Origin of the sequence: Olsenella sp. CU969, assembly GCF_905219715.1 — a bacterium.
In the GTDB taxonomy this organism is placed as follows: Bacteria; Actinomycetota; Coriobacteriia; order Coriobacteriales; family Atopobiaceae; genus Granulimonas; species Granulimonas faecalis.
Genome location: NZ_CAJMXC010000007.1, coordinates 1 through 11,819, shown reverse-complemented (window position 1 = coordinate 11,819; position 11,819 = coordinate 1). Strand labels below are relative to the sequence as shown.

12 protein-coding genes and 1 pseudogene are annotated in these 11,819 nt (G+C 67.2%); 5 read left to right on the top strand and 8 right to left on the bottom strand.

Translation table 11 applies throughout. From position 1 onward, the window contains the following. Positions 1 to 69: 69 nt before the first annotated feature. Together JX283_RS01640 and JX283_RS01635 are read left to right on the top strand one after the other, a co-directional pair. The gene (locus JX283_RS01640) at positions 70 to 861 is read left to right on the top strand and encodes a DeoR/GlpR family DNA-binding transcription regulator (protein ID WP_204829047.1); all 792 of its coding nucleotides are present in this window, start codon (positions 70 to 72) and stop codon (positions 859 to 861) included. 170 nt (positions 862 to 1,031) lie between these two features. Further along, positions 1,032 to 1,439 (top strand): hypothetical protein, encoded by a 408-nt coding sequence (locus tag JX283_RS01635; RefSeq protein ID WP_135977945.1) that lies wholly within the window; start codon positions 1,032 to 1,034, stop codon positions 1,437 to 1,439. Positions 1,440 to 2,125: 686 nt separating this feature from the next. Here JX283_RS01635 and JX283_RS08380 read toward each other — a convergent pair. Further along, positions 2,126 to 2,416: a hypothetical protein gene (locus JX283_RS08380; protein ID WP_239652418.1), complete on the bottom strand. Its 291-nt coding sequence runs from the start codon at positions 2,414 to 2,416 to the stop codon at positions 2,126 to 2,128. Between the two features lie 48 nt (positions 2,417 to 2,464). Continuing rightward, positions 2,465 to 2,668 (bottom strand): annotated as a pseudogene (locus JX283_RS08735) (ArsR/SmtB family transcription factor); the annotation flags it as partial. A 118-nt stretch (positions 2,669 to 2,786) separates the two neighbouring features. Between JX283_RS08735 and JX283_RS01625 the strand changes: the two are divergent. Further along, on the top strand, positions 2,787 to 3,974 hold the full coding sequence (locus tag JX283_RS01625; protein WP_204829045.1) for an MFS transporter: 1,188 nt from the start codon (positions 2,787 to 2,789) through the stop codon (positions 3,972 to 3,974). Positions 3,975 to 4,062: 88 nt separating this feature from the next. Here JX283_RS01625 and JX283_RS01620 read toward each other — a convergent pair whose 3' ends face one another. From JX283_RS01620 to JX283_RS01605, 4 genes are all read right to left on the bottom strand, one after another. After that, positions 4,063 to 4,500: an HIT family protein gene (locus JX283_RS01620; protein WP_204829044.1), complete on the bottom strand. Its 438-nt coding sequence runs from the start codon at positions 4,498 to 4,500 to the stop codon at positions 4,063 to 4,065. 79 nt (positions 4,501 to 4,579) lie between these two features. Next, positions 4,580 to 5,842 (bottom strand): MFS transporter, encoded by a 1,263-nt coding sequence (locus tag JX283_RS01615; RefSeq protein ID WP_204829043.1) that lies wholly within the window; start codon positions 5,840 to 5,842, stop codon positions 4,580 to 4,582. A 15-nt stretch (positions 5,843 to 5,857) separates the two neighbouring features. Further along, positions 5,858 to 6,808, bottom strand: coding sequence for a C-terminal binding protein (locus tag JX283_RS01610; RefSeq protein ID WP_204829042.1), 951 nt, complete (start codon positions 6,806 to 6,808; stop codon positions 5,858 to 5,860). A gap of 40 nt (positions 6,809 to 6,848) precedes the next feature. Further along, positions 6,849 to 7,610, bottom strand: a complete 762-nt coding sequence (locus tag JX283_RS01605; RefSeq protein ID WP_204829041.1) for an SDR family NAD(P)-dependent oxidoreductase — start codon at positions 7,608 to 7,610, stop codon at positions 6,849 to 6,851. A 367-nt stretch (positions 7,611 to 7,977) separates the two neighbouring features. On the opposite strand from JX283_RS01605, the gene JX283_RS01600 reads away from it, so the two are divergent. Then, positions 7,978 to 8,943 (top strand): sugar kinase, encoded by a 966-nt coding sequence (locus JX283_RS01600; RefSeq protein ID WP_204829040.1) that lies wholly within the window; start codon positions 7,978 to 7,980, stop codon positions 8,941 to 8,943. A gap of 2 nt (positions 8,944 to 8,945) precedes the next feature. Further along, positions 8,946 to 9,593: a bifunctional 4-hydroxy-2-oxoglutarate aldolase/2-dehydro-3-deoxy-phosphogluconate aldolase gene (gene eda / locus JX283_RS01595; RefSeq protein WP_204829039.1), complete on the top strand. Its 648-nt coding sequence runs from the start codon at positions 8,946 to 8,948 to the stop codon at positions 9,591 to 9,593. A gap of 231 nt (positions 9,594 to 9,824) precedes the next feature. Here eda and JX283_RS01590 read toward each other — a convergent pair whose 3' ends face one another. Continuing rightward, positions 9,825 to 10,556: a GntR family transcriptional regulator gene (locus JX283_RS01590; protein ID WP_204829038.1), complete on the bottom strand. Its 732-nt coding sequence runs from the start codon at positions 10,554 to 10,556 to the stop codon at positions 9,825 to 9,827. A gap of 7 nt (positions 10,557 to 10,563) precedes the next feature. Further along, positions 10,564 to 11,819, bottom strand: a 1,256-nt coding sequence (locus JX283_RS01585) for a polysaccharide deacetylase family protein (RefSeq protein ID WP_204829037.1), incomplete at its 5' end; no start/stop codon positions are given.

Sequence of the window (11,819 nt, the reverse complement as noted above, 5' to 3'; positions counted from 1 at the left end):
TGAGTCTCGAAACAGTCTGCTTTTCCCGGTTTCTCACCCCAACCCGCCGCCAACCGCCTGAGGAGCCCCGTGTTTCCCAAAGAGCGCCGCCGCGCCATGGCCGCATACATCGACGCCGAGGGCCACGCCACCGTGGAGGAGCTGGCCCAGCGGTTCTCCGTCTCGGTGGATAGCATCCGCAAGGACCTCCAGGTCCTGGCGGCGGAGGGGGTCTGCCGNCGCGAGTACGGCGGCGCCACCCGGATCGACCGGCCCGAGCCCGAGCCCGCCAGCGAGGCGGCCCTGCTCCACGGGGCCCTCGACCTCGCCGAGGAGGACNCCGCCGAGCACAGTCGCAGGGCCGTGGCCGCCCGCGCCTACATGGAGATCGCCGACGGCGACGCCATCTTCCTGGACGTCTCCAAGACCTGCCTCTACATCGCCGAGCTTCTGGCCGCGGGCGACAAGCGCTGCATCGTGACCACCAACATGATCGACATCCCCACGGTCCTGGCCAAGAACCCCAAGGTAACGGCCTTGGCCACCGGCGGGTACCTCNCCCCCGACATGCGCGGCTTCACCGGCCCCACCACCATCAGCCTGCTCGAGCCGCTCCTCTTTGAGAAGGCCTTCGTCTCGTGCTCGAGCATCTCGCTGCAAAAGCACGCCGTCATGGCCGACGTCATGGACGACGGCCTGGTGAAGCAGCGCGCCATAGAGAACGCCACCTACAGGTTCCTGCTGGCCGAGGACTGGAAGTTCTCCAACCGGGCCGGCTACCGCTTTGCCTCCATCCGGGACTTCACGGCCGTGGTCACCAACGAGAGCGACGTGGCGGTGCTGGGCCAGATCGCCTCCATGGGGATCCCCACGCTCTGCTAGGGGTGGGCGGGACGCCGCGCTCCTGCCGCGACTCCGCTGCCGCCATCGCCGCTATCCCGCTGTCCCCGGGCCTGCCACTGCGCGTGCCCCCCCTGCGCCAACTCATGTAGAGTGAAATAGAGCACGTGACAGATGGCACCGTCCCCCGTNACACGAATGAGGGAGGCAACGTGGTGGCCATTTCCCGGCGGCACCTCATGGCAATTGCCGGCCTGTTGGCTGGCGGCGCCCTAGCCTCATGCGGGCAGGGCGCCCAAACCGAGACAGCGCGCTCGCCGAACGCGGGCGACGGCGACGCCTCCCAGGCGCAGACCGGCGGCGAGGGTGCAGCGGCCGGAACATCCGAGGGCGAGGCGGTCTTCTCGCAAAGGGAAGGAGAGCAGCTCCTCGTGATCGCTAAGGTGCTCGACAGCCCCCGACTCGTGGTTGGCTCCTACGTGCTCGTGACGTTTCGCAATGCCGTAGCTGACGCAACCGTATCGCCCGGCACCCTCATCACCTGGATGAGCACCCTCGCACCCGAAACCCTGGGCTACATATCTGCGTGGGACCTGCGCGTCAAATCGACAAGCAAGTAACTCCCCGCGCCTGAAAGCCGTTGAGGGCGCCCTCAACGGCTTTCAGGCGCGGGGGCAGACCCCGGGCTATCGCACGGAGGAGGGAGACTGCACCCATGGCATCGTTTTCCAAGAAGCGCCTTCTTGTCGCAGCCGGCCTTGTGGTCCTCCTGATGCTTGCGCTCTTCTCGCCACCGCCCAGCTGCTCGTCCAGCCCGAGCATCGACAGCATGGTCAAGATTGCATCCACCGGCGAGGTCGTAATGAAGGGCGTGCAGGACGAAAAGTACCTGGTAGTTGCGAGAGTGCTGGACAGCCACTCCNTCAACAAAGGCATCTGCGTGCTCGTGACATTCAAAACCGACGAGCCGTCAGTTCAAGACGTCATGGCGACCCTGGAGAAGGGCGACATCATCACATGGACACACCTCTATCCCTCGGACACCTCCGGTTACGTAAGCGGCTGGGAGCTCGCCAAAGGCTACGACGAAGCCGGGGCGCTGCTCGGCACGCCCTTGGAACGCTTTGACAGCTAGAGCCTCGGCAGCAAGCGATAGCCCAACAACAAGCGGCGAGACCATCGGATGGGACCTGCGCGTTGAGCCAACGAGCGAGTAACCCGCTCCCGTCNTGCCCCCTGCGCCTGATTGGGAGTGCCCTCAATCGCTTTCAGGCGCAGGGGGTGGGCGGGGCGCAGGTAGAGCGCCCTACGGGATCCAGCGGAACGCCCTCACCACAAGGGCGACCTGCCCACGCTCCTCTCCTTGGGCCGCAGCCGTCTTTTTGTTCGCCTCAATCCATCGCCGCACAAAGGACTCCAGCTCCTCCTTGAGCAAGGCAGCCTCATCAACTGTGAGGGCAAGAACCGTGTCCACCCCCACCTCGGCCTCGATCCAGGCGTCGGACAAGTTGTCTTTGCTTGCCAGATACCGGTCGTAGGCGTCTCCATAGGCGCTGTTTGCGGCCTGGAACAAAGAGGCCTCCTCGTGCCCTTCCAACCGGCTCTCCCCATCAACCGCTCGCCACCAGCTTTTTCTCTTATCGCCATCAGGNCGCTCGGCCCTCTCCACAAGCCCCCCGTCGACCAGGCAGCCAATGTGGTAACTCGCGCTTCCNGGAGCNATGGAGAGCGCCTTTNCCACANCGCCGACAGTNGCCTCCCCCGCGTTTCGCAAAAACGCCAGCACGCGCAACCGCTCCGCATTGCCGAGCGCCCTGAGTCGCAGATGGACGTCCCTCTTTCCTTCCATGGAGCCCCTCCGAGAAGTATATGTGCAACACATATTGTCTTTATTTGAAAGACACCCTACCATGAGGATACGGCACCCGAGAGAGACGCTCGCAAAAACCCGCACAAGGGAAAGACCGATGACCCTACCCAAGAACACGGCCCGATGGCTCGGGTCCTATGCGGTCGGACTGCTGGCGGACCAAGCCTATTACCTCAGCCTGTCGTGGTATGCGGCCGCATTGACCCCGGACCCGATGGTCGTGGGTACGGTCATGGGCATCGGCAGCCTCCCAAGAGCCCTGCTCCTGCTCCCCGGAGGAATGCTCGCAGACCGCTTTGGGACAAAAAGGGTCGCGACCATATCCAGCGCTCTCAAGGCGGCGGTGATTTTCATCGCGTGTCTTAGCGCAGCTCGCTCTGGCGCCGAGACCGTGACGGGCCTCGCGATGACCGCAGTCCTTGTCGGCGCCTTCGACGCGATCTTTCTTCCCGCCATCCAATCCATGCCGTGGGCAGTGGCGGAGCCCTCCCGGGTTCCCATGGTCCAGAAGCAGTTCTCGGTGGTGCAGCGGTGCGGCGTGGTGCTTGGCCCGGCACTTGCCGGCCTTATGCTCGCCCAATGGCCCGTGGCGCTCGTATNTGGGGCCATCGGCGCCTGCTTTGCGCTGTCCGCCGTCGCCTTGAACTCGGTGACGACCAGAACCGGACCCGACGACATCGACGCCCACCCTCAAAAGGGAACCCTGCGAACGCTCGTCGAACTCATGCAAAAAAGGCCGTGCCGAGCCATGCTCGCACNTGTGGCCGTATCCGAGCTCGTCTGCTCCGGGGCCTTCTCCACGGGCATAACGCTCCTCGTGGACTACCGTGGATGGGGGGCGGCGACCATGGGGNTGCTTGNGACGGCCTATNGCGCCGGGTCCGTGGCAGGGGCCGCCGCCTCCCTCACGTCGAGAGGCCGCCACCCCCTGGGCCTCGTTGTGGCGGCTTCCATGACGGTCATGGGGATCGCCCTCTGCCTCGTTGCCGCATCCCCCTCCGCCGAGCTGGCAGCCGCAGGGGTCGCCCTNTCGGGGGCCGCCGCCGGAGAAGCCTCCGCGTTTCTCACCGCCAGCTACCTCGGGTCGGTCGAATCGGGGGAAGGAGGTCGGTCCATGGCCGTCCTAAGCCTCGCCTCTTTTGGGACGGCCTCCCTGTCCTCGTTCCTCTGCGGGGCCATCGCCCAGGCGTGGGGTGCCGCCGCCGTCTTCACCGTGTTCGGGTTCGCCCTTGTCGCCATCGCGGTATGGGCCGCCCGCTGCGCCGCCCTTCGAATCCCCGTCTGACGGCAGGTGGGCCCGCGGCCCCGATCAAAGAAGGGGTGCCCCGTCACCAGGGGCACCCCTACGGCCGTGCTTCATGTCTCGGAGCGCCCTAGTCCTCCAGGGCGGCGAGGATCTTCTTGCCCAGCTCGTCGCACTCCTCGGGGGTGAGGGCCACGCGGCCGGGGTTCATGGCAAAGACGTCGCCCCACTCGTACTCGTCNTTCTCGTACTTGGGCACCAGGTGGAAGTGCAGGTGGTGCATCAGGTCGCCGTAGGCGCCGAAGTTGATCTTCTGCGGGGCGAAGGCCTTGTGGAGGGCGGCGGACACGCGGCGGACGTCGGCCATGTAGGCCAGGGCCTCGTCCTCGGTGAGGTCGGAGATGTCGTCCACATGCTGCTTGGCGGCNACGATGNCGCGGCCCGGGTGGCTCTGCTCCTTGAACAGGATGAGGTTGGAGTTCTCGAGCTCGGCCAGGGGGATGCCGTAGGCGTCCATGAGGCTGGGGTCGTCCCAGGCCGTGCAGTAGGCGCACTTCTCGTCTTTCATGGGGACCTCCTTACGGGGTTGGTTGCGAGGGGTCGAACGTGGGCGGGACGGGGACGGCGGCACGGGGCCGGGGCCTCCCCTACTCCGCCCGGGCGCCGGCGTGGGCGGCCTTGAGGCGGGCCACCTTGGAGCGGTGAGCGTTGAGGACCAGGGCGTCCACCAGGCCCACGACGCCGAAGCAGGCCATGACCACGAGCACCGTGGCCAGGGAGCCCACGGCCTGGAGCAGCACGCCGGAGCCGATGGAGCCCACGAGGGCGGCGAAGATGCCGTAGGAGTTCACGACGGCCAGGTTCTCGGCGAAGTTGGCCTGGCCCCACACCTTGCGCACCACGAAGGCCATGGTGACGATGACCGCGCCCCAGGCGAGGCCGGTGACCAGGCATCCCGCCACCTGGACGGCGATGGAGCCGGCGACCTGGGCCGCCAGCATGATCAGCGCGCCGGCGATGGAGAGGCAGGCAGTGCCCACCATGAACGGGGCGCGGCCGATGCGGTCGAGCAGGGTGCCGCCGATGGGGCGCCCGAGGCCGCTGCCGATGTTGACGAAGCCGATGACGAAGGCGGCGGTCACGGCGTCGGCGCCCAGGCTCGTGGGAAACTCGCGNCCGATGCCGGTGGTGGCCATGCCCACGGCGCCGAGCAGGAACATCCACAGGTAGAAGAGGTAGAACGTGGGGTCGCGGAAGAGCCCCGACGTGGGCACGTCCTGGGTGCCGGCGGCGTTGCCGGCGTTGTCNCCCGCGGCGCGGGAGACGGGCAGCTCGGCGGCCTCCTCGGGGGTGGGCATGTGGATCACGATGGAGCTGGCGAAGACGAGGGCCGAGAAGACCACGGCCATGGCCACGAACACGATGCGCCAGTCGGTCACGGTGTAGAGCTGGGTGAGCACGGGGCCAAGGACGAAGCCGCCCAGGCCGTAGCCCATGAGGCAGATGCCCTGGGCCATGCCGGTCTTGTCGGGGAACCACGCGGTGACGGTGGGCACGATGACGTTGTAGACGAAGCCGATGCCCACCGAGGCCACGATGCCGTAGGTGAGCCACACCACCGGCAGGCTGGCGGCGCCGTCGGCGAAGGCGGAGCCCACGAAGCCCACCAGGAGGAAGGCGATGGCCACGGTCATGACGAACCGCACGTTATGGCGCTTGAGGAGCTTGCCGGCCACGAGGTTGCCCACGGTGAAGGCGATCATGGACAGGGCGAAGATGGTGGTCAGGCCCGAGACCGACNAATCGAACTGGGCCTTGAGCGGTGCCATGACCACGGAGTAGCCGTAGATGAGGCCGAGGAACAGCAGGGTCACCGTGCCCACGACCAGGATGGGGATGCGCTTGCGCATGGGTCCTCCTCGGGGTTAGTCCAGGTGGTTGACGGGGTAGCGGATGGGCTCGCCGCAGGCGAAGGCCACGGCCTCCTCGGCCACCTTGGTGTTGAGCTCGTCGGCGGCCTCCTCGGAGTACCAGGCCATGTGGGGCGTGACGAGGAGGTTCTCGTGGGCGAACAGGGGGTTGCCCGNGGCCGCGGGCTCGTTCTCCATGCAGTCGAGGGCGGCGCCGGCGATCTGCCCCTCGGTGAGGGCCACCTCGAGGTCGGCCTCGTTGACGATGCCGCCGCGGGCCACGTTGATGAGGTAGGCGGTGTCCTTCATGCGGGCGAAGGCGTCCTTGTTGAACATGTCCATGGCGTGCTCGGGCGGGCAGTGCACGGAGATGACGTCGGAGCGGNCCATGAGGTCGTCGAGGTCCACCTGCTCCACGAAGGAGAACTCCTCGCCGGGGGTGAAGTAGGGGTCGTAGCCGATCACCTTCATGCCCAGAGCGTGGGCGCGCTTGGCGAACTCGCGGCCGATGCGGCCGAGGCCAATGACGCCGCAGGTGAGCTCGGAGAGGCGGTGCACGGGCACCGAGCGGGTGTAGTCCCAGCCCTCGGTCTTGGTACGGTCGTTCATGAGGACCACCTTGCGCAGGAGGGNCATCATGAGGGCGNTGGCCTGGTCGGCCACCTCGTTCATGCCGTAGTCGGGCACGTTCTCCACCTGCACGCCGTGCTCGGTGCAGGCCTCGACGTCCACGTTGTTGACGCCCACGCCGTAGCGCACCACGAGCTTGAGGTTGGGCAGGGCCTCCACGACGCGGCGCGTGATGGGGGCGTACTGGTTGAGGAAGATCTCGCCGTCGGCGCAGCGCTCGATGACGTCGTCCTCGGTGGCGCACTGCTCGAGGCGGAAGGGCACGTCGGCNTCCTCCAGGATGCGGCGCTCGGTGTCGNTNTCNGCGTGATCGTTGTCGGTGATGATGACCTGCATGGTCCAGGGGCTCCTTCCGGGGGCTTGTTCAGGGGGGGGCTTACTTGACGAGGTAGCCGCCGTCGACGGGGATGACCGCGCCGTTGAGGTAGTCGGAGGCGGCGGAGGCCAGGAAGATCGCGGCGCCCTTCATGTCGTCGCCGGTGCCCCAGCGGTGGGCCGGGATGCGGTCGGTGATCTCCTTGTAGCGGGGGTTCTCGGGGTCGGTGAGGGCGGCGTTCATGTCGGTGGCCATGTACCCGGGGGCGATGGCGTTGACATTGATGCCCTTGGAGGCCCACTCGTTGCAGAGGGCCTTAGTGAGCTGCGCGACGGCGCCCTTGGAGGCGGCGTAGGCCGGGACGGTGAAGCCGCCGAAGAAGGAGAGCATGGAGGCGAGGTTGATGATCTTGCCGTGACCCTGGGCGATGAAGGTGTTGCCGGCCAGCTGGCAGAGCTCGAACNTGGCGTTGAGGTTCACGTTGATGACCCAGTCCCAGTCCTCGAAGGGGAACTCCTCGGAGGGGTGGCNGGACTGCACGCCGGCGCAGTTGACGAGGATGTCGAGGCCGTCCATGGCAGCCACGGCCTCGTCGTAGGCCTCCTTGCACGCCACGCGGTCGCNGATGTCCACGATGATGCCGCGGCAGTCGAAGCCCTTCTTGCAGAACTCGTCGGCCACGGTCTTGGCGGACTCGCCGGTGCCGAAGATGGTGACGGAGNCGCCGGCCTCCATGAGGCCCTCGGCGATGCCGCGGCCGAGACCGCGGGTGCCTCCGGTGACGATGGCCTTCTTGCCGGTGAGGTCGAAAAGGGAAGTCATCTGTTCCTCCTCTGGGGTCGCGGGCNTGTGTCGGCCAGGCCCGGTGTCTGGTTATATATTTCTATGCATGTCCCCTTAGGTGTGGTTCAGACGGCAGACGGTATATTTCCCTCCGTGGACGGTAGTTCGAGCTCTTTTTCAATCTCATTTATAGATGCTGGACAGTTCCTAGCATCTACGTCATTTCAACTGTGGTTTTATGGGCTTCTCAGCTCGCTTCTTTTCAGGTTGTTCTCACGCGATAACGTTCACAGAAAAATGAGGGGCCTTCGGCAAAAAACCGCGATTCTCGTCCCCATCGCTCCCCATGAGTGGAAATATATAATCGCTGAGCCCAGAGGGGCACCTATGCGAAAGGAGTCGCACCATGTCCGACAAGGTCCTGCTCGTGGGTGAGCCCATGGGCCTGTTCATCGCCGACAACCCCGGCCCGCTCGACTCGGTGGGCAGCTACACGTTCGCCGTGGCCGGGGCCGAGTTCAACGTTGCCGTGGGCCTCACCCGCCTGGGGCACGAGGCGGCCTTCCTCACCAAGCTCGGCCCCGACCCCTTCGGGGCCCGCATCGTCAAGTCCATGGACGAGATCGGCATCGACACCAAGATGGTGATCAGGACCGACGAGCGCAACACGGGCTTCATGCTCAAGAGCCAGGTGACCGAGGGCGACCCCGAGATCTACTACTTCCGCGCAGGCTCCGCCGCCAGCACCCTCTCCCCCGAGGACCTCGCCGGCATCGACCTGTCCGAGTGCGCCATGGTGCACCTCACCGGCATCCTGCCGGCCCTCTCCGACCCCTGCCGCGCCGCCACCCTCGACCTCATGGGCAAGGCCCGAGACGCCGGCGTGACCGTGTCGTTCGACTGCAACCTGCGCCCGCAGCTCTGGCCCGACACTCGGACCATGGTCGNGACCACCAACACCCNGGCGGCGCTGTCCGACATCTTCCTGCCCGGCATCAACGAGTNCGAGGTGCTCCTCGGCACCCGCGACGAGCGCGAGGCCGCGGCCCGCTACCTCGAGGCCGGCTCCAAGCTCGTGGTGGTGAAACTGGGGGCCGACGGCGCCTACTACGCCTGCGAGGACGGGCGCGAGGGCTATGTGCCCGGCTTCCAGGTAGACGAGATCGTGGACACCGTGGGCGCCGGCGACGGCTTCGCGGCCGGCGTCATCTCGGCCCTGCTCGAGGGCCAGGACGTTGAGCAGGCCGNCACGCNCGGCTGNGCCATCGGCGCCATCCAGCTCACCAGCCGCGGCGACAACGAGGGGCTGCCCACCCGCGAGCAGCTCGACGCCTTCATGGCCGACCCGTCCCACGCACCCGTCAAGGAGTAAGCATGTACAAGGACAACCCCGCAGTCACCGCCGTGCTCGACCGGTTCGAGCAGATCGGCATCATCCCCGTCATCACCATCGACAACCCGGAGTTCGCCGTGCCCCTGGGCCGCGCCCTCGTGGCCGGCGGACTGCCCGCGGCCGAGGTCACGTTCNGNACGCCCTGCGCCNCCGANTGCATCCGCCGCATGGCAGAGGAGGTGCCCGACCTGCTCGTGGGCGCCGGCACCGTCATCGACGTGCCCACCACCGAGGCCGCCNTGGAGGCCGGCGCCAAGTNCATCGTGAGCCNGGGCATCGCCGAGGACTCCGTGCGCTGGTGCGTGCGCCACGAGGTCCCCGTGGTTCCGGGCCTCGCCACCCCGAGCGAGGTCGTGCGCGCCATCGACCTGGGCGTGGACCATGTGAAGCTCTTCCCCNCCTCCGTANTGGGCGGCACNGCCNTGCTGCACGCCATGAACGGCCCCTTCCCCGGCGTCAAGTTCATGTGCACCGGCGGCGTGAAGCCGGGCAACGCCCACGAGTACCTGGACGCCCCCAACGTCTGCTGCGTGGGCGGCACCTGGGTGGCCCNNGCCGACGTGGTGGCCGCCGGCGACTTCGCCACCGTGGAGCGCCTGGTGCGCGAGGCGGCGGCCCTGGTGCGGTAGGCGCTCGCTGCCGGGAACGACGCGCCACGGCGGCGTGTGACACCCGAGGTGTCCGACCAACGGGACGAAGGTTCGACATCTCCCAGGTGGAGCAACGGGGTCACAGCTCNGGCCGCGGCGCCCGCATCATAAGGAGGCATCTGAGAACGGGGGTGTGTATCGCCAGATACACACCCCCGTTCGAATTGCCTCCGCCGATGCGGGCGCCGCGGCCCCGGGAAACGAAGGCCCCTAGGCAAAGTAGTCGGGGTGGTCCGCCGTCAGGCGGTCGATGAANCGGCGATAACCCTTGAGATGGGCGTCCACCATGTCGTAGATATCCACCACGGGCACGTCGCCGGTCTCGAGGATGTCGAGGAGGAAGTCGTGCTCCCCCACCATGAGGTGCTCGTAGCCCAGGACCAGGCCCATGTAGCGCACACGGTCGAACTGCGCCGACACCATGCGGTTGGCCTCCCACACCAGCTCGTTACCGGTGTGGGTGTAGAGCAGGTGGTGGAACTCGTCGTCCACGGTCACCACGTCGCGCGGGTTGGCGCCCAGGCGGGCCATCTCCGCCTGCCGGGCGATGTTGGCCTCGTAGTCGGCATGCTGCCCAGGCGTGAGCCGGCCCTGCAGCTTGGCGATGAGCAGGGGTTCCACCGCCGTGCGGGCGAAGCGCCCCTGGGCGTGGACGTCCATGTCGATGAGGGAGACGAACGTGGCCCGCTTGGGCGCCACGAAGACCAGGTGCGCCTCGACGAGCCGCTTGACCGCCTCGTGCACCGGCGTCCGGGAGACCCCCATGCGCGCGGCGAGGTCCGGTTCCCGCAGGATGGNGCCCGGCGGCATGTACAGCATCTGGATGTTGNGGAGCAGCACCCGGTAGCACCAGTCGGCCGCCTGCTCCCGCGGCTCGCGGTCGAGCAGGTGCATGCACGAGGCGGCGTCGATGCTCGCCTCTATGCGCTGAGCGATACCCACGGGGCCCCTAGGCGTCGCCGAGCTCGGTGGGCCACACGCAGCCCTCGGGCACCGTGGCGTCGCCGGTGGCAATGTCCTCGGGCACGTTGGGGTCGCTGGCCAGGAGCTCGTCGANGGTCACGAGCTTGTAGCCGTCGGCCTGGAGGCGCTGGATGATGGTGGGCAGGGCCTCCACGTCCTGGTCGCGGTTCCCGCCGCCGTCGTGCATGAGGATGATGGACCCCGGCGTGATGTTGACCAGCGAGTTGTCCACAATGGTGGAGGCGCCGGGCCGCTTCCAGTCGAGGGAGTCCTGGTTCCAGAGCACCGAGAGGCTCATGAGCCCGCCGCTCTCCAGCCAGGTGCGCTCCTTGAAGTCGCCGTAGGGCGGGCGGATGACCGTGGTCTTGACGCCCGTGGCCTTCTCGATCTCGTCGAACGTGGCCTTGAGCTCGGACTGGAGCTTCTCGGCGCCCAGGGTGGGCAGCTGCTGGTGCGTCTGGGTGTGGCTGGCCAGCTGGCAGCCGGCGTCGACGATGGCCTTGGCCTGGTCGGGGTAGTTGNCGATGTTNTCGCCGAGGTTGAAGAAGGTGGCCTTGGCGTCGTACTGCTTGAGGATGTCCAGGTACTTCTGGGTGTACTCGGAGGGGCCGTCGTCGAAGGTGAGGGNCACGAGCTTCTCGCCGTCCNTGGGCTCCACGTTGCGGACGGGGATGACGCAGTTCTGGACCTCCTGGATGACGTCGCCCTGGGCGGTCTCGCCGGAGATGGAGCCGGTGCGCATCTCCACCTTGCCCACCTTGCCCCACTGGCTCACGTAGCTCACGGCGCCCCAGGTGCCGTCCATGACGAGCTTGGGCTGCTCCTCCTGCACCTGGGTGGTGTAGGGCTCGGTGGTGTCGGTGCCGTCGCCCAGCTCGATGGTCTCGCCGCCCTGGATGCGGTAGGCGCGGGCGTCGTCCACGGAAAGGTCGCTGTCGCCCACCTTGGCCGAGAAGGGGTTGCCCTCGCCCTGCTTGAGCACCTCGCCCTTGACGCTGAGCATGTCGCCGGGGGTGTAGGAGAGGCCCTTGTCGGCCATGANCTGCTCGATGGTGGTGCCCACCTTCACGGTGGCGTCGGACCCGTTGAGGCTGAACGTAACGCTGCGGTTGAGCCACGAGACGAGCGCCATGGCGCCGATGAGCGCGAACACCAGCACGATCACGAGGATGGCGCGGTTGCGCTTCTTGGGATCGAGGCGGCGGCGGCCCGAGCCGGGCTGCTCGCGCACGGGCTTGAAGC